The 19,994-nt window shown below is 54.2% G+C and carries 19 protein-coding genes; 8 read left to right on the forward strand and 11 right to left on the reverse strand.

Annotated elements, in window-relative coordinates:
* Positions 1-168 precede the first annotated feature (168 nt).
* Positions 169-1,167, reverse strand: coding sequence for a potassium channel protein (locus QNK41_RS14295; protein WP_319258078.1), 999 nt, complete (start codon positions 1,165-1,167; stop codon positions 169-171).
* 219 nt (positions 1,168-1,386) lie between these two features.
* Here QNK41_RS14295 and QNK41_RS14300 point away from each other — a divergent pair, with 219 nt between their 5' ends.
* From QNK41_RS14300 to QNK41_RS14310, 3 genes are all read left to right on the forward strand, one after another.
* Positions 1,387-2,271 carry an ABC transporter ATP-binding protein gene (locus tag QNK41_RS14300; RefSeq protein WP_319258079.1) on the forward strand — a complete coding sequence of 295 codons (885 nt, stop codon included), beginning with the start codon at positions 1,387-1,389 and terminating at the stop codon, positions 2,269-2,271.
* Between the two features lie 12 nt (positions 2,272-2,283).
* Entirely contained in the window at positions 2,284-3,336 is a 1,053-nt protein-coding gene (locus tag QNK41_RS14305) for an ABC transporter permease (protein ID WP_319258081.1), read from the forward strand.
* Positions 3,337-4,203: 867 nt separating this feature from the next.
* Positions 4,204-5,193 carry a putative adhesin gene (locus QNK41_RS14310; protein ID WP_319258083.1) on the forward strand — a complete coding sequence of 330 codons (990 nt, stop codon included), beginning with the start codon at positions 4,204-4,206 and terminating at the stop codon, positions 5,191-5,193.
* 233 nt (positions 5,194-5,426) lie between these two features.
* Here the strand turns inward: QNK41_RS14310 and QNK41_RS14315 are convergent, their stop codons facing one another.
* Complete coding sequence (locus QNK41_RS14315; protein ID WP_319258084.1) at positions 5,427-6,800, reverse strand: PFL family protein; 1,374 nt, start codon at positions 6,798-6,800, stop codon at positions 5,427-5,429.
* Between the two features lie 22 nt (positions 6,801-6,822).
* A complete protein-coding gene (locus QNK41_RS14320) occupies positions 6,823-7,377 on the reverse strand; it encodes a glycine cleavage system protein R (protein WP_319258086.1) in 555 nt (184 codons plus the stop codon).
* A 312-nt stretch (positions 7,378-7,689) separates the two neighbouring features.
* Here QNK41_RS14320 and QNK41_RS14325 point away from each other — a divergent pair, with 312 nt between their 5' ends.
* From QNK41_RS14325 to QNK41_RS14345, 5 genes are all read left to right on the forward strand, one after another.
* Positions 7,690-8,475: a hypothetical protein gene (locus tag QNK41_RS14325; protein ID WP_319258087.1), complete on the forward strand. Its 786-nt coding sequence runs from the start codon at positions 7,690-7,692 to the stop codon at positions 8,473-8,475.
* A gap of 25 nt (positions 8,476-8,500) precedes the next feature.
* Complete coding sequence (locus QNK41_RS14330) at positions 8,501-9,829, forward strand: CBS domain-containing protein (RefSeq protein ID WP_319258089.1); 1,329 nt, start codon at positions 8,501-8,503, stop codon at positions 9,827-9,829.
* Between the two features lie 16 nt (positions 9,830-9,845).
* Positions 9,846-10,640, forward strand: a complete 795-nt coding sequence (gene nadE, locus QNK41_RS14335) for an NAD(+) synthase (protein WP_319258091.1) — start codon at positions 9,846-9,848, stop codon at positions 10,638-10,640.
* A 167-nt stretch (positions 10,641-10,807) separates the two neighbouring features.
* The gene (locus QNK41_RS14340; protein WP_319258093.1) at positions 10,808-10,984 is read left to right on the forward strand and encodes a hypothetical protein; all 177 of its coding nucleotides are present in this window, start codon (positions 10,808-10,810) and stop codon (positions 10,982-10,984) included.
* A 122-nt stretch (positions 10,985-11,106) separates the two neighbouring features.
* Positions 11,107-11,616, forward strand: a complete 510-nt coding sequence (locus QNK41_RS14345; RefSeq protein WP_319258094.1) for a ferritin family protein — start codon at positions 11,107-11,109, stop codon at positions 11,614-11,616.
* 463 nt (positions 11,617-12,079) lie between these two features.
* On the opposite strand, the gene QNK41_RS14350 is transcribed toward QNK41_RS14345, so the two are convergent.
* The 8 genes from QNK41_RS14350 to QNK41_RS14385 form a co-directional block, all read right to left on the reverse strand.
* Entirely contained in the window at positions 12,080-12,652 is a 573-nt protein-coding gene (locus tag QNK41_RS14350) for an NAD(P)H-dependent oxidoreductase (RefSeq protein ID WP_319258096.1), read from the reverse strand.
* 7 nt (positions 12,653-12,659) lie between these two features.
* Positions 12,660-13,364 (reverse strand): transglutaminase family protein, encoded by a 705-nt coding sequence (locus QNK41_RS14355; protein WP_319258098.1) that lies wholly within the window; start codon positions 13,362-13,364, stop codon positions 12,660-12,662.
* Positions 13,365-13,475: 111 nt separating this feature from the next.
* Positions 13,476-14,678 carry a hemolysin family protein gene (locus QNK41_RS14360; RefSeq protein WP_319258099.1) on the reverse strand — a complete coding sequence of 401 codons (1,203 nt, stop codon included), beginning with the start codon at positions 14,676-14,678 and terminating at the stop codon, positions 13,476-13,478.
* Positions 14,679-15,172: 494 nt separating this feature from the next.
* A complete protein-coding gene (locus QNK41_RS14365) occupies positions 15,173-15,478 on the reverse strand; it encodes a hypothetical protein (RefSeq protein ID WP_319258101.1) in 306 nt (101 codons plus the stop codon).
* A gap of 67 nt (positions 15,479-15,545) precedes the next feature.
* Positions 15,546-16,046, reverse strand: a complete 501-nt coding sequence (locus QNK41_RS14370; RefSeq protein ID WP_319258103.1) for a PocR ligand-binding domain-containing protein — start codon at positions 16,044-16,046, stop codon at positions 15,546-15,548.
* Between the two features lie 72 nt (positions 16,047-16,118).
* Positions 16,119-17,153 (reverse strand): NAD-dependent epimerase/dehydratase family protein, encoded by a 1,035-nt coding sequence (locus tag QNK41_RS14375; RefSeq protein ID WP_319258105.1) that lies wholly within the window; start codon positions 17,151-17,153, stop codon positions 16,119-16,121.
* 12 nt (positions 17,154-17,165) lie between these two features.
* Complete coding sequence (locus QNK41_RS14380) at positions 17,166-18,827, reverse strand: fatty acid CoA ligase family protein (RefSeq protein WP_319258106.1); 1,662 nt, start codon at positions 18,825-18,827, stop codon at positions 17,166-17,168.
* Between the two features lie 246 nt (positions 18,828-19,073).
* Positions 19,074-19,994, reverse strand: a complete 921-nt coding sequence (locus QNK41_RS14385; protein WP_319258108.1) for an alpha/beta fold hydrolase — start codon at positions 19,992-19,994, stop codon at positions 19,074-19,076.

A 19,994-nucleotide genomic window follows, 5' to 3' on the forward strand; every position in this document is an offset into this window, starting at 1 on the left:
GGGCATAAAGTGCAGCAGTCCAATACCGCGATAGCCTTTTTTACCCGGTGTTCAAGGGTTCTGCTTTTCAACGCCTTCAGATATTCAGGGTCAGGCAGCGCCATCTTCGCTTCTCATTACCAGCAGGGTGTCTGTAATGATTGCGCCAGGCAAGTACTTAGGTGGACACTAACTTCGCATCATCTGTTCCAATTGGCTGACACTTTTCGCCTGGCCAACCACGACCAGGGTGTCATCGGTTTCGATGCGGGTATCTGCATTGGGGTTGAAAATCATAGTGTCGTCGGCCTTTTTAATTGTGAGGATGATCACATTCAGCTGCTGGCGGATACCCGAATCCTTGAGTGCCACATTCAGCAGACGGGAGGTGGAACGCACAAGGATCTCCTCCACCTGGACGTCCGTGCTTTCGTCGGCAAAAGCCATTTCAAGAAACTTGATCACCGTGGGCCGCAAAACGGCATGGGCCATCCGCCGGGCGCCAAGGTCGTAGGGTGAGATGACCTTGTTGGCACCTGCTGCCTGAATGGTCCGTTTAGCAGTGTTCTGGATTGCCCTGGCCACGATGAACAGGCCGGGGTTGAGCTGCTTGGCGATCAGCGTCAGAAACACGTTGTCCGCATCGGTGGCCACGGCCGTGAACAACCCTTTGGCATCTTTGATTCCGGCCCTGAGCAGAAGGTTTTCGTCGGTGGCTTCGCCCATGAGGTAAAGCACACCATCTTCATCCATGGCCGCCTGGCGGGACTCATTTTTTTCGATAATCACCACATTCAGGTATCGCTCGGTGAGATAGCGGGCCAGCACCCGACCGATTCTGCCGTACCCGCAGACGATATAGTGATCTTTCAGCTTGGCGATCTGCTTGTCCAATTTGCGCCTCCCGAGAATGACTCGTATGCGGTCTTCGACCAAAAACTGTACAAGCAGGCCGACCACATACATAAAATAACCGACACCCGACACGATGAGAAAAATGGTGAAAATACGGCCGCCGCCGCTCACCTGGTGCACCTCGCCGTAACCGACGGTGGCCAGGGTGATGATGGTCATATATATGGCATCGCTAACCGGCCAACCCTCGATAATCATGTACCCGCCCGTACCGATCAGTATAAGGGCCGCAGTCAGAATTATGCTAAAAGTGAAATGGCTTTTACGTTCCATGATCGCTCGTTTTTCCATCCGACAAGGGGATTGGAACGATAGTGGGAATGCCTCGGCCGGCCGCTATTTTTTCAATCCGGCTTGATTTACGCGGTGCTTGCGACTATAAAAAACCCGCTGTTGCCTGTCAACTGTCAAACGTGTGCAACCCCTTTTTATTAAATAAGATATTTTTATCTACGAATGCTGCAATCTCCACCCATGAAAGCGATAGCGCCGATGAAACCCCTCCTGGAAATCATTGACATCCACAAGCACTACCGGCGCCTCAGGGCCGTCGACGGGGTGAGCATGACCATCGGCCAGGGCACCTGTTTCGGCCTGCTGGGGCCCAATGGCGCCGGAAAGACGACCCTTATCGAGATCATCGAGGACATCATTGACCCCACCGGCGGGACGATTTTATACAAAGGCGCGAGACGGGCGGCGCAGTTCCGGCAGGAGGTGGGGATCATGTTTCAACAGACCGCCTTGCTTTCGTTTTTGACCGTGGCCGAAACCTTGGAAACCTTCAGCCGGTTGTACGACAACACGGAGTCCATCGGCCACTTGATTCAACTCTGCCATCTCGAAGAGGTCAACGCACAACTGAACGATAAAATTTCCGGTGGACAGAAACAGCGGTTGCTCTTGGCCTTGGCCTTGCTGAACCGGCCTGAATTGGTTTTTCTTGATGAACCCTCCACCGGTCTGGACCCACAGGCCCGACGTAATTTGTGGGACATCATCAAAACGGTAAAATCCCAGGGGCGTACCATCGTGCTCACCACGCATTACATGGAAGAGGCGGAAAAACTCTGTGACGACGTCGCCATCATGGACAAAGGCAAAGTCATCGCCCGCGGTGCGCCCGAGGAGTTGATTCAAATTCACTGCCAACGGGCAACCCTGTCGGTGCCCAAAGACCAGATTCCGGAAAATCCAGAGGGCTTGCAGGGATTCATCAACCAGCGGGGAGACCGGATTCAGATTCGAACGGAAAACGTCAATGCGGTGGTTTCAAAGCTGTTGTCAATGGGAGTGGATATGCGTGGTGTGAACGTGAAAACACCCACCCTTGAGGATGTATTTCTAAAGCTTACCGGGCGAAGCCTGCGGGAATGATCGGGAGAGTGTATGCGGTTCAAGCGACTGTGGGCCATTTTTAATGCCAGAAATCGTGAATTTTTCAGAGACCGTGCGGCATTCGGTTGGAACTTCCTTTTTCCGTTTCTGATCATCCTCGGATTTGGGGTCATCTTCAAAGGAGACTATCAATCGCAGTTCAAGGTTGGCCTTTTCCCGATCGACCATGCTGCATCCGTCCACCAGTCGATCGATTTCCTTCCGGAATCGTTTGCCGGCTTCAAGGCCATCTCCTTGGTGGGTTTCGAAACCCGGGCCCAGGGGCTGGACAAGCTCAAGCACCATAAAATAGACCTGTTGATCGAGACGGGGACCCAACCGATCCGATATTGGGTCAGCGATTCTTCCCCATCCGGGGCAATTGTCGAAAGGCTTTTGAAAGGCGCCCTGGTGCCGCCGGATAGCGGAGAGCGATTCCAGAAAAAGGACATCCAGGGGATACAGATTCGATATATCGACTGGCTTTTTCCTGGTGTGCTGGGCATGAACATGATGTTCAGCGCCCTTTATGGGGTCGGCTGGGTGGTGGTTCGCTATCGCAAAAACGGGGTGCTCAAACGGCTGAAAGCGACCCCGCTGACCGCCTTTGAGTATCTTGCCGCCCAGTTGCTGTCGCGGATTTTTCTGCTCATGTTCACGCTGGTTATCGTCTGGCTGGGTTGTGATTGGATCCTCGGTTTCAGGGTATACGGCAGTCTGACGAACCTCTTCATTGTGTTTCTTGCGGGCAGTACCTGCATGACCTCACTGGGTCTGGTCATCGCTTCGCGAGGGACCAGCGAAGAGTTCACCAATGGCCTGCTCAATTTTATATCCTGGCCCATGATGTTTTTATCCGAAGTATGGTTCTCAATCGAGGGGGCGCCGGCATGGTTGCAGGCGTCGGCGAAGATCTTTCCACTGACCCACCTGTTAAAGGCCGCACGACAAGTGATGAACGAGGGGGAAGGGCTGTTTGCAGTCATGCCGGAGATCGCCATCCTGTGCGCCATGACATTGGCGTTTCTATTGGCCGGGGCAACCATGTTTTCCTGGAATAAATAAAGAATATTGGCCCAATATGAATTTTTAGGTAATCATGAAGGCCGGGATGGATCCCCCAACAAAAATTATTCATAGCAAAGCAATCACAGGTTTTGACAAGACTGATTTCTATGAGATTCTCTCAATTTATCTGTAACCTAGTCTGACCTTTTTTTTAAATTTTCGATATTCAGATGCACCAGATAATGGTCATCCGAAACCCATATAAAGTTTTACCAAAAACTTTCTTGGAAAATTGGTAGATTTAGCGATGCAGGCACCACCTAAGTGAATTTCGCCTTAAATTTAGGAGGCTGCAAAATTGAGATCGATAAAAATACACTATCAGAAACCTAAAGTTCTAAACCTGAGGAAGATTTAATCGATATCCATGCGACAGGCGGTCTCACTGAAGAGGCATCTGAAGTTCTTGAGGCTGATATTTCTCGTCGTGGACTAACAATTCCCGAACGTCCAAAAGAGCCTGTTACAAGCAAAGGAAGGCTAAAATTATTAAGAGAACCCTGGGAGGAAAGGGTATGACTCACAACAAAAGTAATATGCTCAGGTAGGGCAGTTTATGTTATAGATTTTCTCAATTTTAAACGTAATATTCCGCCAACTGGCTGAAGTTGTGTGCCTGTTGCATCGACGTGTAACGACTTGTAATAAAACTATTGTCCCGCTGAGGAACCGCCTCTCGCCGACTCCGTTGTTGGGCATGGACTTGCCTGACTGCTTGACCTCACGCCCAACCAAACGAGCGTGTCCTGGTAATCCAAGTAATTACTATTGCATTGCATTAGCAATGTCGCTAAGCTTTGTTGATAGTCTGGGAAAAATTGGATTCCGAACCGTTTTCTGCCCAAGCAAAGGAAGGAAATATCGATGGGATGGGGCAAGTCAGAAAAAGATCGTATCCAAAACACGTTGGATTACATTAACAACAAAGTTTCAACCGTTAACCACCAGCTACTTGTGGACTACGTAAACGGAAATTCGGTGTTTAATGCTGAATCCATTAGTAAGGCCTTGTCGCTTGGTTTTTCCCGTTTTAACCGGCACGGAACGAACAAATTGCAGCGGCACGCGATTCGTGGTTGTATTTTGACGCGGCTCGCTGCAGAATCACCGAAAACCCTGGCCGTTTCCAATTCGTGGAAGACTGCTTACAAAACGAAATCTGAAGCCAAACTACAATACCAGATAAAGAACTATTTGCAGATCCTGAGGTCGCCAAAGCCTTTGCCGAAACCAGGTCCGGTGAACGTGAGTCCGGTAGCTTATGGTTTGTCGGCCAAAAAACTTCAGGCGTTGAAAAGCGGACTGTCACAGCCTAAAACGGTTTCTGTGTCAACTTCTGTGGTTGCTGCCGGACCTCCTCCAGGCCTCAAAGCAACGATGGCAGCGAAAAAAAACTTTTTTGAAAAAATATCACGCTCCCACTTGGTGCTGTCCGGACACGGGTCGTGGCCGGAACCATGGCCGAAGATCCGGCTAAAACCGCAGCAGAAACTTCGTTGTTACGTCCAGCATTATTACCCTCTTGGAAACGATGTCGGCCAATTAATCGATAGTCGACAGTTTCCAGCACCAGTCGAAGAGTATATAGGGGGGACCGAAATATGTGACTACACACTTCATCACAAGGATTCCCTCAAGCTGTTAAATCACTCGGTAGGTGATGCCCAATTCATTACGGTGAATAAAAACACATTGGTTAGCACCTTTCTCAGCGATTCGAGATACTCCACTGCGACTTTTCACTTCGCTGCTTGTCGGGTTGTCTCTAGTGCAACTGGAGATATTTGGTGCCCAGTCCATAACGCCTGGGAGCCGTATATTCAAGGCAAACCGCTCCCTTGCGTACTCAAATAATAATCTCGACCTCTTGTTAGTGGCACTTGAGGTTCAAATTCATGATGACGGATAACAATACGTTCCTGTTACATCGGGCAAGCAGATGAACCGGTGTCGGAACAGTCGCGCGTTCACTTCGCTCATTCACGCTTGCTCCCGCCTCGGTTACACTGACCGTTACCGATATCCAACGAATCACCAGTTCAGCGAAACTGCAGATAGATCCAACTCGGCGCCACCCCAATGATCGGTCAATTCACCAAACTGTGTATGGGGGACGGAATCAACCCGCCGCGTCGCAGAAAGCGATTTTCGCCGGTGGCATTGTTCACCGGCATGATGACCGATTCGCCCAATAGGCCGCCGAAGAAGGCATGGTCACCGGCCTTTTTACCGGGCACGGGTATCAGGCGTGTGGCGGTGGTTTTCTTGTTGATTACGCCGATGGCCATTTCATCGGCAATGATCGCCGCCAGGGTCTCTTCACTGGTGTTACCGGGTATGGCCACCATGTCCAGGCCTACACTGCACACACAGGTCATGGCTTCGAGTTTTTCGATGGACAGGTGGCCCTGGGCGGCCGCCTGGGAGATGTTCAGGTCCTCGCTGACCGGTATAAAGGCGCCGCTAAGGCCCCCGACCTTGGAGCTGGCAAACGCGCCGCCCTTCTTCACCGCATCGTTTAACAGGGCCAATGCCACCGTGCTGCCTGGCACGCCTATGTGGGCCAGGCCCAGGCTCTGGAAAATCTCTCCCACGCTGTCTCCCACGTTGGGGGTGGGTGCCAGAGAGAGGTCGACCACACCGAAGGTGATGCCCAGTCGCTGGGCCACTTCGCGGCCGATGAGTTCGCCGATGCGGGTTACTTTGTAGGCGGTGTGCTTGATGATTTCGCTGATTTGACCCAGGTTGAGATTCGGGTTGGATGCCGTTGCGCGATCGATGGCTTTTTTGACAACGCCGGGTCCGCTGACGCCCACGTTGATCACCGCATCGGCTTCACCTACGCCCAAATAGGCACCGGCCATAAACGGGATATCCTGGGGAATGTTGGCAAACACGCACAATTTGGCGCAGGCCAAACCGTCGCGATCGGCGGTGAGACGGGCCGCCTCTTTGATGGTTCTGCCCATGAGCAGCACGGCATCGATATTGATCCCCGCCCGGGTGGAGGCCACGTTGACGGAGGCACAGACCCGCTGAGTGCTGGTCAGTGCCTCGGGCATGGCCTCGATCAGCGCCCGGTCACCCCTGGCGATGCCCTTTTCCACCAGCGCGGAAAATCCACCGATAAAATCCACGCGGGCGGCGCCAGCCGCTTCGTTCAGCGTATTGGCCACACTGAGCATCTGCTGGGCATTGAAGGGGGCGCCGGCCACGGCCATCGGGCTTACCGAAATGCGCTTGTTGACCACCGGGATCCCGTACTTGTCCCCCACCTCGTCGCATATCTTCACCAGATTTTTAGCGGCACCGGTGATGCGGGCATAAATGTTGTCCGTGAAACGGCCGATGTCGTCGCTGGCGCAATCCAGCAGGTTGAGGCCCAAGGTGACGGTACGAACATCCAGATTTTCATTTTTGAGCATCTCCACGACGGAGAGGATTTCTCGATCACTAAACATGGCATCAGTCCTTATAGGCGCCTTAAACGCGATTGATTGCTTCGAAAATCAGTTTGTGCTGAATGGATAGGTCCAGAGACAGCGCCAGTGCCTTTTCTCGCAGGTCCCGTCGAAGGGCCTGGTGGTTGGCATCGCTGGGGATGTCGACCTCATAGATCATGATGTTGGCATTGGGGTCGTCGCCGCCCTTGAAGACTGCCTGCAGGTTGGTCACATTGACACGATGGGCGGCCATGATGGCGGTGATGGACGCCACCAGTCCTTTGCGATCCGGTCCCTTGGTGACCACCACAAAGGGCTCACTGTCGACAGCCATCTGGGATCCATTGTCTGTGGAGAGCTGCTTTTCATAAACGTGCAAACCCATGGGGGAAAGCCCGGCGTCCAGCTGCCGGTGCAGGTCCGCTTCCGACAGCGTTTTGGGGACACCGACAATAAATATGCCGGAAAATTCGTTTTGCAGGATGGTCTGGCTGACGTTCTCGATGTTGCAGTCCTGTTCGAATAGAATACGGGTGACGGCGGCGATGATGCCGGGCCGGTCTTTGCCCAGGACGGAAATGATCATTTTCTTCATGAAGCAGGCTCCAAAAAAGGTGACGGGTGGCAATGAAGCATCCTTATGGAACAATTGGGGGTGACTGTCAATATGGTGGGTTCGGGGTTCAGAGGTTTCCAGAAAATAGGGGCAATTGTGAAGGGTGAACGCCGAACCGGTGAGCGCTCACAAAAAAGATTGTGCATAAAAGCACCGCTGTGGTAACTTACTGGCTCTATTCGAACAACCATCCCGTGGGTTCTGTCTGGTATGGCAACCATCGGAGAAACAGGAACTCAGCCAACCGCACTCCTGGCGGTGCCGGTGAAAGGGTTTTTAGGGTAACCCGCTGTGAAAACGACGCGTATCAGTAATTTAATCCAGGAAAACAAAACCCTTTTCATCATCATTATTGTCGGGCTGTTTCTGCTGGAGTTGGAGATCTTCGCCCTGGCTGCCATGAAATCAGGCCGTAAATCCTGGCTGCAGGTGATTGATACCAACGGTAATGTCATCCATGAGACCAGCGGAAAGAATTTAAGCGAATTCAACAAGTACTATTTCGAAAAGACCTTCGGTCCCTTCGAGAACTACCAGGTGCGGCTTGAAACCAGGGAACACCCCTTTCCGTTTCGGGCCTGGTTCGTGGCGGCAATCGGCATCCCGGTCGGCGCCATGCTGCTCTTCGGCTTTGTGGTCAAAGCTTACGTGGCTATTTTCCACGGCAATGAACTTCAAGGGGATGAATCCACGGCCGCTTGTGAACCGGGGTATGAATCACGCCTGGAGTCAATCCTGGTCCGCATCAGCCGGATGAATATTTTCATCATCGGGTTTTTAATTTTTGTGGCTGTGGTCTCCTACTGGATCATCCCCAATATGATCACCTATATCGGGCGTACCGGCATCGATGCCATCATCCGTTTCAAGTGGGTGTTCATCGCTCTTGGGGTGGTGGTGGCGGGCATTGGCGTCTGGATTGTCTATCTTCGTTTTCTGCTGGCCAAAAAGAGCATCGAAAGCCATACCGAAATCGAAAAGCACCGGCTGGCGCTGGAATATCGGTCCCAACACGGTTTGCCGCTGCAGTTGGATGCCCCTTCAGCGGATAAAAACCCCCATGCTTCCCTGGAGTAGAATCGTTCCGATTGACGACTGATTCATGACGCAGATCATCACCACCCATAAAAATGCCGACTTTGATGCCTTTGCCTCTCTGGTGGCCGCCACATTGATCTATCCCGAAGCCGTGGCAGCCATTCCCAAAACCGTCAATCCCAATGTGCGGGCCTTCATGTCCATCCACAAGGATGTTTTCGACTATGCGGACCGCTGGAGCATCGATACCGGCAGAGTGACCCGCCTCATCGTCGTGGACACGGCCGACTGGGCTCGGCTGGGCCCCATTGCCAAGCTAAAACAGATAACAGACCTGGAGGTGCTGGTGTGGGATCACCATGTCGGCGGGGATATCGATGCGGCGTGGAAATGCCAGGAAGCCGTCGGTGCCACCGTCACCCTCATGGTGCGTCAGCTCAAAACCATGCGAAAACTGATCACGCCCATCCAGGCTACCCTTTTCCTGGCCGGTCTGTATGAAGATACCGGCAACTTGACTTTTTCCTCCTGCACCGCTGAAGACGCCTATGCCGCCGGCTGGCTGCTGGACCGCAAAGCGGACCTTGCCCTGGTCAACAGATTTCTTCGGCCTGCATATGGCGAAAAACAGAAAGATGTCCTCTTCGAGATGCTGCAATACACCAACCGGTTAAATATAAACGGCTATTCGGTAAGCATCTGCCGCATCTTCATCGACGGGCACGTGGGAAACCTGGCCGTGGTGGTGCGCATGTATCGGGAAATCGTTAATGTCGATGCCGCTTTCGGCCTGTTTGTGAGCAAAGAAAAAAAAAGCGACCGTCAAAAATGCATGGTCATCGGCCGGAGCGGAAACGACGGGCTGGACGTGGGCACCCTCATGAAGAGCCTGGGCGGCGGTGGCCATCCCGGTGCCGGCAGTGCCATGCTTAAAAGCGTCAATCCAGAAATTGTTGAACAGATGATCGTCGATCTCATCCAGGGCAACCAGCAGTCGTCGGTTCAAATCAGCGATCTGATGTCATTTCCCGTTTTTTCGGTTCCTTCGGATACATCCATGGCCGAGGTGGCCAAGATTCTGCGCCAGCGGGGCTGCACCGGTCTGCCCGTAGTGGACGGCGGCGTGCTGGTGGGTATCATATCCCGGCGTGACTTCAAAAAGATCCGCAAGCAAGATCAGCTTCAGGCCCCGGTCAAGGCCTTCATGAGCACCCGGGTGATCAGCATCGAACCGGGAAACAGCCCCATCCAGGCAGCTCAGATGATGGTTCGCCACGATATCGGTCGGCTTCCCGTTGTGGAAGACGGCCGAATCATCGGAATCATTACCCGTTCGGATGTGATGATGTATTTTTACGATCTGCTGCCGGATTGCCCTCAGTCAAAAAATTAAACGAAGGGATCGAGCTATGCAAACCGCCGCTGTCATTGATCATATCGTCAAATGGCTTATCCAGTATCTTGACCAATCTGGAATGAAAGGCTTTGTGGTGGGCGTTTCCGGCGGCATTGATTCGGCGGTGACCTCAACCTTGTGTGCCAAGACCGGCAGGCCGGTCAAAGTGCTGAACATGCCGATATGTCAAGCAGCGGATCAGGTGAGCCGGGCCGCCAATCATATTCGGTGGCTTGCGGCGCACTACCCCACGGTGGAAGGTGTAACCGTAGATCTGACGCCGGCGTTTGATTCCCTGAAAAGCGCGCTCCCCGAGGCCATTCAGGACGATTTAAGCATGGCCAACACGCGAAGCCGGCTGCGCATGCTTACCCTGTATGGCTTTTCCACCCACCATCGCCTGCTGGTGGCAGGCACCGGCAACAAGGTAGAGGATTTCGGCGTGGGATTTTATACCAAGTACGGTGACGGTGGGGTGGACCTGTCGCCCATTGCCGATCTGATGAAATCAGAGGTCTATTTGCTTGCAGAAGCATTGGGCATTATCGACGACATTATCCAGGCGCCACCCACGGACGGCTTGTGGAGCGACAACCGGTCCGACGAGAGCCAGATCGGGGCCACCTACGATGAACTGGAGTGGGCCATGGCATACGAAGCCGGCAGGGGTGACGAAGCGGCCCTTGATTCCAGGCAGCGGGAAGTGCTGGTTATTTTCAGGAAATTCAACCGGATCAATCGGCACAAGATGGTTCCGATCCCCGTTTGTACCATTCCCATCCATATCAAGCGGATAGAGATGGAATAGCACACCGTGGGCGCCCGACAGCCGACGATTGTTGCGGTTAACCCCCATATTCAAAGTGGCTTTCTTACCGTTGGAGGAGGTGCGGTAATCGGCCAGGCATTTTGAAACCCTGTTCCTGGACTGGCATTTTTTTTACAGCGGCCATTCCCATTTACGCCGGGGGCATCATGGTTCTCGGATGGGCCAGTGATAACCCGAAACTGAGACAACATGATTTAAAAACCGTGCGGCAACGGTTTTCCCAAAGCGGCATCGCCACCCGCTGCTACACCCCCGACATTCAACGAAGTGGGTTTGCGCTTCCCCAGCATATCCTCGACGCCATTGGAAAAACATCCCCTTGAGCAGCCGTCAGTATCGGATGCTGACCGTTTTGATGTGAAGCATTGTTTTTCAGGGCCGTCACCCCTATTATTGGATGTATACCTGCCAATTCGTGGTCAATTATCACCCAAAGGAGGAATCGATGAAACTGGAAGCAGCCATTCAATCAGCACTGGAATTCGAAAACCGGATCAGAGATCTTTACATCGAGGCGGTAGCCCGCACCGATGAACCTGCCGGAAAAAAAATATTTCAAACCTTGGCAGACGACGAACAGCGCCATGTGGATTACCTGGAAAACCGGCTCGACGAGTGGCAAAAGCGTGGAAAAATCAGCAATGAAATCTTAGCTTCGATGGTTCCCGACAAAGCGGCAATCCGCAAAGAGGCTGCCGCCCTTCAATCGAAAATCAGCGAAGATGCGCGTGGACTCAAGCAGCAGATGCTCTCACAGGCGCTGGCGATGGAGATCGAAACCAGTCGGTTCTACAAAGAAATGGTCGATCAGGTGGCATCCGACCACCGGGCCATGTTTGCCCGATTCCTGGAAATCGAGGACAACCACATCGAAGCGGTCCAGTTTGAACTGGATCATCTGAGCAATACCGGTTTTTGGTATGGGTTTGAAGAGTTCGATATGGAGAGCGTCTGACAGCCGCCGTTAACAACGCGCTCCCGGATGATCGATCGGGTTGGCGATCGGTTTGATTGAGCTGCATGCAAACTGCAGGTCTGCCGGTGTCGTTTTAAAACGCACACATCCACCACATGTGGTAGATGTAATGAACCTTAAGTTCAAGATACAGTAGTTAATGGGTTGAACTGCGATGGCGTGGTCCGTCACGCGCACGCCCAGTTCACCGGCCGGTATCAGGCAACCGGATGGTAATGCGCCACTGCCGCCGCCCACCAGATACAGATGGCAGCCCGGTGTGTCGACCCATGACAATGATCTCAGCATCCAGGGAACCTTTTTGGCGTGGCTTAAACTTCCTCGCATGGACAGTCGGCACCGCTTTCGGGTGCGGTTTGGCCGTAGGGTAAAGAGCGCTTTATTGTATCCAGTGCCAACTACATATACCCTATCTGGTATGAGGAGCACCTGTGGTCAGTTGTTAATCGTCGACTATCGTAGTGGATTGCCAGTCGATGGATTTCAGGTGTGCCTCGAAGTTTTTCAGCACACCGGAGGTATCCCCCCTGACCACGTCGTCGGCGTGAAACGTGGGCAGCTGACCTTTAATGCCCACGTAGTAGTGGGTCAGGATCAGCGGGGTCAACAGGTCATCGATGGATCGAAATCGTTCAAGCATGGGGACGGTCCCCAGATCACTTTTCTTCACATTGGTCGTCACCGCGATCATGAAGGATTTTCCGGTCAGCAGCCCACCCTCGCCGTATACATCGGCAATGCGGTAAGTCTTACCGTATACCAGGACTTCATCGAAGTATTTTTTCAACAGGTGCGGCAGGCTGAACCACCACAGGGGGAAATGGTAAACAATGGCATCCGCCCGCTTCAGCTTATGGATCTCGTCGTCGACGTCCCATAGGCCTGTGGTGGTGTCAGTGACCTGGATTTGATGGTGTTCACCCAGGATATTGCATGACATCTGGAACAGGGCTTCGTTGAGTACGCCTTTGGAGGCATAGAGCGCCTGGTTGGCCTTGATCAGCATGATATTCATGCAATCCTCATTTGTCGGGGGGTAGGTGGTTGCTTGCGCTGTTGACGGCAGACCTCTCCTTGTTTACGTCTTCATCAAAATCAACGGCGGTTAAGGACAACAACGGGCCGTAGTGTCGCTGCAGTGTGTCTTTGATCTGATCCAGGGGGAGGTCTAAAAATTCCCCCCGGTAGCGCACGTACTCCATGTGCGCATTCCCCAATTGGTCAAAGGGGTGGTAAATGGAATCGGAGCCGCCGTCAAAATCGAGGGGCTTTAAGTGAAACCGCTCGCACAGTTCGATGTTGAATGCCGGCGTGGCCTTGACCCATTGTCCGTCAATATAAATGGACGTGTACCCGTGCCAGAAAAAGATGTCTGTTTTCATCAGGGTTCGTAGCCGCTCGGTGGACAGGTGGTTGCGCACGTCCGCAAAACCGAGCTTCGCGGGAATCCTCAAAACCCGGCAGCAGGCGGCCAGCAGCACGGCCTTGGGCACGCACCAACCGCGCCCGGAAGCCAGGGTCGTGCTGGCTCGCATTCCTTCCATGGACAGGTCAATCGCATAGGGATCGTAGCGGATGCCATCACGAACGGCATAGTACAGGCAGACCGCCTGGTCTCTGGCGGTTGCCGAACCATTCATATGAGAGCGGGCGAAGGTCGTCACGCGGGTATGGTCGCTGTCGATGACGGGCGTGGGTCGAAGCGTTTCGTGAAAATCAGGGGCCATGGTTCTTACATCCGCTTGTCGAGCTATCGGGCACAGGGTGAGACGCCATGGTGGCGCTACTTCCCGTTGGTTGTTTCCGGTTCATGCGCCTGGTGCCGGTGTGGAGACAGATCAGACGTCTGATCTGTCCGTCGTGGCTTTCGAATGGATCGTTTCGTTCGAATTCGTGGCCGCCGGCATCTGTCCTTTGGCATTGACTTCGAGGCCCAGTGTTCTGGCTCGCTTGGCCCATTGACGCCGCGCCATGGCCTGCATGTCTTCGACCGTGTCCATCTCGTCGACGATCTCCATACCGAGAAGGGTTTCGACGATATCCTCGGTTGTCACCAGCCCTTTGGTCCCACCGTACTCATCGATCACCACGGCGATTTGCTGGCGCTGGTCGAGCAAAAATTCGAGCAGGTTGGTCAGGGACAGGTTGCCGGGAACCGTTTTGATCGTCCGCTTCAGCGTTTCGATTTTATTGTCGCCGCCATTTCGTGCCTTGGCGAGCAGCAAATCGTCCCTGAGAATGAAACCGGTGATGTGGTCCAGGTCCGTTTGGAAGAGGGGCATGCGCGAAAAGGCCACGGATGGCTTTACATCCAGGGCGTCGGTGACGCTCATGTCCTGGGCCAGGCCCGCAATTACCGTCCGCGGCGTCATGATGTCACTGGCGGTCAACGAACCGAAGCGGAACAGATTCCGGATAATCCTTGATTCATGGGGGTCGATTTTCCCGGCACGTTCACCGATGCCGGCCATGGCGATGAATTCTTCGCGGCTGAACACATGGGTGGTTTTCCCACGGGCGATCAGGCGGGTCAGCATTTCCGAGAACCAGATCAGCGGATACAGCACCCAGATCAATCCGCGGACAAACCGTGCCGTGAGCCCGGCCAGTGATCGCCAGTAGACCGCGCCGATAGTTTTGGGGATGATTTCGGAAAGGAACAGGATCATCAGGGTCATCACAGCGGAAAACAGGCCGAACCAGGCGCTGCCGAAAACCACCGTCGCCTTGGAACCCGAACCTATAGCCCCCACCGTATGGGCGATGGTGTTCAAGGTCAAGATGGCGGCGAGGGACTGGTCCACATTGTCCTGTTTCAATTGTTTCAACAGCGCAGCGAGCTTTGGTTTTTTATCGTGAAGACCAGCGATGTATGCGGGTGTTATGCTCAAAAGCACCGCTTCGGCGACACTACAGAGGAAGGAGAAAACCAGGGCCAGCAGAATGTACGACACCAGCAGGATTACATCGGTGTTCGTGTAGCCGGCGTTTGCTGGTGCGGTGCCTGGCAGACCAGCAGCCGCTGCCGTATCGGCTGCCAACCAAAATATCCATAGTATTACCGGCCAGTGAATTCGCTGCTGTGTCGATTTCAATATCTGAATCAGAACACCTCCCGATCAATGCTGACGGAGTCGTAAAAAGTCCGATATCTGCGTTACGCTTCAACCTTCGTTACTGCGGCGTACCTTAAGTACGCCTCATTCCTCAGGATTCGCAAGCCTTGATCTCGGGCTTTTTACGAATCCATCGGAAATGCGACTTTTTACGAATCCATCAATGCTGAAAAAACGTTTATGGTTTCGATGATACGGCCAGTCTGATAATCCCCATGGAGCAATCTAATTGGCATTGGCGCCCATTGTCAAGAACACCAGAATATCATTCCATAAAGCCATGTCTTCAGTGCCAAGTCGAGCAGGGATAACCGAGCAGGGTATGCGAGGCGGGGCCAGGATTGTTGAATGGGCCGGATGGTGGATATCGACCGGTCTTCAGGGGAGGAATGCTGACCGGCAGGGGTGGTGGTTTCTTTTCAGTTATCAGCACGGGGCTCTGGCGGTGAACCGGTGCCGTTTTTAAAATCCTTTTTGGCTTCTTCAAAGCCTTTACGAAAATTTTCGGGCATTTTCTGGACCTCATCTTTGACGGTCCGGCCCGCTTCGGCCCCGGATTCCTTTGCGTCTTTGCCAAATTTTTTCCAGTCGTCGGCTACACCGTGCCAGAATCGGCTCCAGGCTGACTGGCTGCTTTCTGTATTGTCGGCACCGGATGCGGCTGCTGATGGGGATGCCGTTGCAATGGCGAAAATGAGAAGAAAATTCAGCAAAATCGATGTCATGGTGTCTGCTTGCCTCCTGCAGCCCGATACGATTCCCCATGGACCGGGCTATCGAGGGCTCCCTGGGTCAGGCTTCTGATACGACCGCTTCGATTTTTTCCCAGATGAACTGGGCCACTTCCTCGGCCGAATTCTTTTCGATCACGGCAAGATCCTCACACAACGCCTCGATGTTTGCTTCGTCGAGGTCCGTCATTTTATTTACCAGGAAGGAATCCACCTCGCCACCTGCGGGCAGCAGGCCACAGGCACCCACGGCGCCGATGTAGTTGCCGTCAAAAAAAATAGGTACCACGATCTTCATCAGCCCGGCGTCGCATTCCTCGATCACCGGCCGCTTTTCATCCTTGGCCTGGTTGGCCAGGTTCATGTGGGCGACGGCACAAATGAATGACTGGCCTTTGTCCGTGGCTTTGATGGCCGGACAGAGGCGATTGACCCATACTTTATTGTCGGTGATGCGGATGCCGTCGGTATTGAAGACATTGGACTCCAATCCCGATTGCTTATGAATTTCATTTTCTATCTGGGTCCATTTTTCCAGGGGCAACAGATCCGTCAGTTCCACAGTCAGACTCCTTGGTTCACTTGTACAGGAAAGGTTTCTGTTTCAAACTAAGTCACTCCCTTTACCATTTTTTTAAGCTGATAGGGAAGACCTTTCCGTCAGCCAGGCCTTGAGCCGCTTCATCCCTTCCTCGATGGAAATGTCGGCCGTGTATCCCAGGTCTCGCTTGGCCGCAGAAATGTCGAACCAGTGGGACGTTGCCAACTCCCGGGCGACGAAGCGGGTCATGCGAGGCTCCCCGGAGATGCCGAAAGTGCGATAGGTCCACTCCATCAACGCACCGACCCAATAGGCCGCCTTGGGTGACAGGGTTTTGGTCAATGCCGGCTTGCCACCGGCAGCCAGGATGCGGTCCACCATATCCCACAAGCCGATGGGATGGTCGTCGCTGATGAAATAGACGTTGCCCGAAACCGCCGGGTTTTTCTCCAGCGCCTGCATGGCCAGTACATGGGCACGGGCAGCGTTATCGACGTAAATCGTGTCCACGCGGTTGTTTCCGTCACCCACCCGCCGAAGGCTGGCTGCCCGGGCGATGATGCGCGGCACCAGGTGGTTGTCCTGCGGTCCCCAGATCAGATGCGGCCGCAGGGCCACGGTTTTAAGTGCATCGTCTGCAGCGGCAATCACGGCCTGCTCGGCCATGGCTTTGGTCTGCGGGTAGGGCGCATGATAATGGGCCGGGTAAGGGGCCGATTCATCCACCCCTTGCATGTTGCCGCCATCAAACACCACGCTGGGGCTGCTGGTGTATATCAGCATGGGCACCCGGCTGGATCGGCAGGCCTTTATGACATTTCGGGTGCCGGTCACATTGGGTCGATAATATTCCTCGAACGCGCCCCACACCCCGGCTTTGGCCGCCACGTGGAAAACGGCATCCCGGCCGCGAGCTGCATCGGCGACGGCACCGGCCTCGGCGATGTCACCGGAAAGCTGAGGGACATTTAGCGCGTCCAGATCCGGGTATGTGCCCCGCGAAAAGCTGGCCACCCGATGTCCGTTGGCCAGCAGCTTCCGGACGATGGCTTTGCCCAAAAACCCTCCACCGCCGGTGACCAGAATGTTTTTCGGCGTGCTGATTACCGATGATTGCCTGCTTTTCATGATGAATACGCGTTACCCTTTTTTCTCCGCCCAAACGGCCAGCTGCTCCCTGAAAATTTTGGAATTGTGGCGGATATCGACGGGGAAACCCCGATGAAACAGGATCGTTTCGATGTCTTCACTGAGTGGATTGGCCTTGGCCAGCGCCAGCAGTTCTTTTTTCAAGCCTTTTTTACCCTTGCCGGAGTCTCCAGGCACCAGTTCGATACAGGCCACCGGCCGCTGCCGCCCCTGGGGGCCCACCCCAACCAGTGCGCTGCGAAACACGCGGGGATGGTTGTTGAATATGGCCTCGCAGGGAATCGTGAACATGGTTTTTTTTGAACAGGACACCCGGTGGCTTTTGCGGCCGCAGAACCAGATGCGGCCTTTTTTGTCAATCCATCCCAGGTCACCCATGCGGTGCCAGAAGGCGTCGCCGTCGATGATCTTGGCCAGTGCGTCGTCCCGGGGCCGTTCGTAATAGCCTCGGGTCACCTGATCTCCGCGAACGCTGATCTCGCCGATTTCTCCGTTCGGTAATACCAGGTCGTCGGTCCATTGGGCAATCAGACCGTCCGAGATGCGGATGATTCGAACGTCGATGCCGGCAATGGGTTTCCCCACGCACATGCCGTAGCCCTGCTCGCTGAGCTTGCGGGTTTCGCCCAAGATCTCGTCGCTGCCGAAAGCGCTTACCGGCATGGCCTCCGTGGCCCCATACCCGGTATGGACCTGTGCGCCCTCGGTGAGCATGGCGGAAAACTGTTCGATATTGGCCGGCGCGGCCGGTGCGCCCGCGGAAATCACCCGTTTCAAAGTGGGCAGTTTGATTCCTTTTTCCTTGCCGTAGCGGCCCACGCGATCGAGCAGGGCAGGGGAAGCGAACATAGTGGTGACGCCCTGGTTGACGATGGCTTCAATGATTCGTTCCGGGTTGACATGGGCCGGTTTGGTGGGGTCCATGTCCGGGATAATGGCCGTCATTCCCAATGCCGGGTCGAACAGGGCGAAAAGCGGGAACGTGGGCAGATCGATTTCGTCCGGAGTGATGCCGAACTGGGTGCGGATGCTGCGCACCTGGGCATCGAAGACCCCGTGGGTGTAAAAGACGCCCTTGGCCGGACCGGTGCTGCCGGTGGTAAAGAGGATGGCGGCGATTTCATCGGCCCGGGTGTCAGCCATGCGGTATGGTTGCCAAAGTCTGTTGCGCACCTGGCCCAGGGTGAGTCCGCCCCAGAACCAGCGGCTACCCACGGTAATGAAGGTCTTGACGCTTTTGAAATACCCCGGGGCCAGGGTGCGCAGCACGTGGGCCGGGGGAATGCCGATCAGTGCCTGGGCTTGACTTTCCTTCAGGCAGTTCAACATCCGTGAGACGCCCATACCCGGGTCCACCACAACGGGCACGGCCCCTACCTTGAACAGGGCAAAGACGAGGGCGAAGAAGTCCAGGCTCGGCTTGACCATGAGGATGGTGCGCACACCTCGACTGATACCCATATCGTCAAGGCCCTGGGCCAGGCAATCCGATTCGATATCCAGTTGACGGAAGGTAAGGTGGGTGTAGGCCACCCGGCCTTGGCTGTCCCTGCCGCAGGGACAGACCACCGCCCGCTTGTAGGGCTGAAGACGGGCCATGGTGCGCAGGCGGGCGGCCACGTTGACGATGGTGTGGCTAAGTTTTTCTGGCATTAATTCCATTCGAAAATCTTAATTCCTTATCCAAATCTCACATAAGATCACCTACACTCGTAAAGCAAAACAGTTATGAACATCGAACGTCCAACATCGAATTTTGAATAATGTATTCTGCCAATTTATAAACAGGCGGAGTGTAGCGATCTCATCGTCAAGTTTGGAATTTCGAGTTTAGGTATTGTGATTTATTTGTCATTTGTCTTTTGGATATTGTTATTTAGTTCAGGATGAAGATACTGATCAATCCCCTCCTATGGGATGCCGATCCAGAAAATCCTTAACCAATCCGATGACCCGCTCAGGCACATCCTCCAGCAGGTAGTGGCCGGCATCGTCGAACAGGTGCTTTTCAGCTTTCGGAAAACGTCGGCACCACTCGTTGTAGTAGTCCACGTCGAAGACGAAATCGTGCCGCCCCCACAGGATCAGCATGGGTATATGGGCCAGTGTGCCAAGGTGCTGGTCCACCCTTTCGACGATGGAAAATCCCGGATCGCCGGGTACCATGGGGATGTCCTGGACGAAGCGCAAAGTGGCCAGCCGGTTTTTCGGGCAGGCATAGGGTGCCAGCAGCCCTTGTTTCACTTTTGGGGTCAACCGTTTTTGCGGTGCCATGTGTATGGCCCCTCTGGCAAACAGGTTTCCATAAAGGACGGCCGGGGTGGCCAGGGCGCTCAGATTGCGGACCACCCACAGCCGCAGGGGGATGCGCTTGCGGCCCGGCGGAAAAAAGCCTGCCGTGTTGGTGATGATCAGACGGGCCACCCGCTGCGGATTGGCCACGGCCCAGGCCATGGCGATCATGCCGCCCCAGTCATGGACCATTAGGGTGACCCGGTCCAGGTCAAGATAATCCATCAGCGCCGAAAAATCATCCAACCGGCTTTGCAGCCGGAAGTCGTACGCACCATCATCGGGTTTGTCCGACAGGCCGCATCCCATGTGATCCGGGGCGATGGTACGATGGTCAAAAGCAAGGGCGGTGATGATGCGGCGAAAGAAAAAAGACCAGGTGGGGTTGCCGTGCACCATGACCACCGGGTTGCCCTTGCCCTGGTCGACGAAGTGATAGCGCAATCCGTTGCGGTCCAGAAAATGAGACTGGAACGGATAGAGATCTTGGTAATCGGCCGGATCGACGGTTGGGTTAAGACGTGTCAT

This window comes from Desulfosarcina sp. (assembly GCF_033791525.1).
Classification (GTDB): Bacteria; Desulfobacterota; Desulfobacteria; order Desulfobacterales; family Desulfosarcinaceae; genus Desulfosarcina.

Excerpts from the sequence above, each read along its gene's own strand:
- QNK41_RS14295 (WP_319258078.1), bottom strand. The coding sequence starts at position 1,167 with ATGGAACGTAAAAGCCATTTCACTTTTAGCATAATTCTGACTGCGGCC.
- QNK41_RS14300 (WP_319258079.1), top strand. The coding sequence starts at position 1,387 with ATGAAACCCCTCCTGGAAATCATTGACATCCACAAGCACTACCGGCGC.
- QNK41_RS14305 (WP_319258081.1), top strand. The coding sequence starts at position 2,284 with ATGCGGTTCAAGCGACTGTGGGCCATTTTTAATGCCAGAAATCGTGAA.
- QNK41_RS14310 (WP_319258083.1), top strand. The coding sequence starts at position 4,204 with ATGGGATGGGGCAAGTCAGAAAAAGATCGTATCCAAAACACGTTGGAT.
- QNK41_RS14315 (WP_319258084.1), bottom strand. The coding sequence starts at position 6,800 with ATGTTTAGTGATCGAGAAATCCTCTCCGTCGTGGAGATGCTCAAAAAT.
- QNK41_RS14320 (WP_319258086.1), bottom strand. The coding sequence starts at position 7,377 with ATGAAGAAAATGATCATTTCCGTCCTGGGCAAAGACCGGCCCGGCATC.
- QNK41_RS14330 (WP_319258089.1), top strand. The coding sequence starts at position 8,501 with ATGACGCAGATCATCACCACCCATAAAAATGCCGACTTTGATGCCTTT.
- nadE (WP_319258091.1), top strand. The coding sequence starts at position 9,846 with ATGCAAACCGCCGCTGTCATTGATCATATCGTCAAATGGCTTATCCAG.
- QNK41_RS14340 (WP_319258093.1), top strand. The coding sequence starts at position 10,808 with ATGGTTCTCGGATGGGCCAGTGATAACCCGAAACTGAGACAACATGAT.
- QNK41_RS14345 (WP_319258094.1), top strand. The coding sequence starts at position 11,107 with ATGAAACTGGAAGCAGCCATTCAATCAGCACTGGAATTCGAAAACCGG.
- QNK41_RS14350 (WP_319258096.1), bottom strand. The coding sequence starts at position 12,652 with ATGAATATCATGCTGATCAAGGCCAACCAGGCGCTCTATGCCTCCAAA.
- QNK41_RS14355 (WP_319258098.1), bottom strand. The coding sequence starts at position 13,364 with ATGGCCCCTGATTTTCACGAAACGCTTCGACCCACGCCCGTCATCGAC.
- QNK41_RS14365 (WP_319258101.1), bottom strand. The coding sequence starts at position 15,478 with ATGACATCGATTTTGCTGAATTTTCTTCTCATTTTCGCCATTGCAACG.
- QNK41_RS14375 (WP_319258105.1), bottom strand. The coding sequence starts at position 17,153 with ATGAAAAGCAGGCAATCATCGGTAATCAGCACGCCGAAAAACATTCTG.
- QNK41_RS14380 (WP_319258106.1), bottom strand. The coding sequence starts at position 18,827 with ATGCCAGAAAAACTTAGCCACACCATCGTCAACGTGGCCGCCCGCCTG.
- QNK41_RS14385 (WP_319258108.1), bottom strand. The coding sequence starts at position 19,994 with ATGACACGTCTTAACCCAACCGTCGATCCGGCCGATTACCAAGATCTC.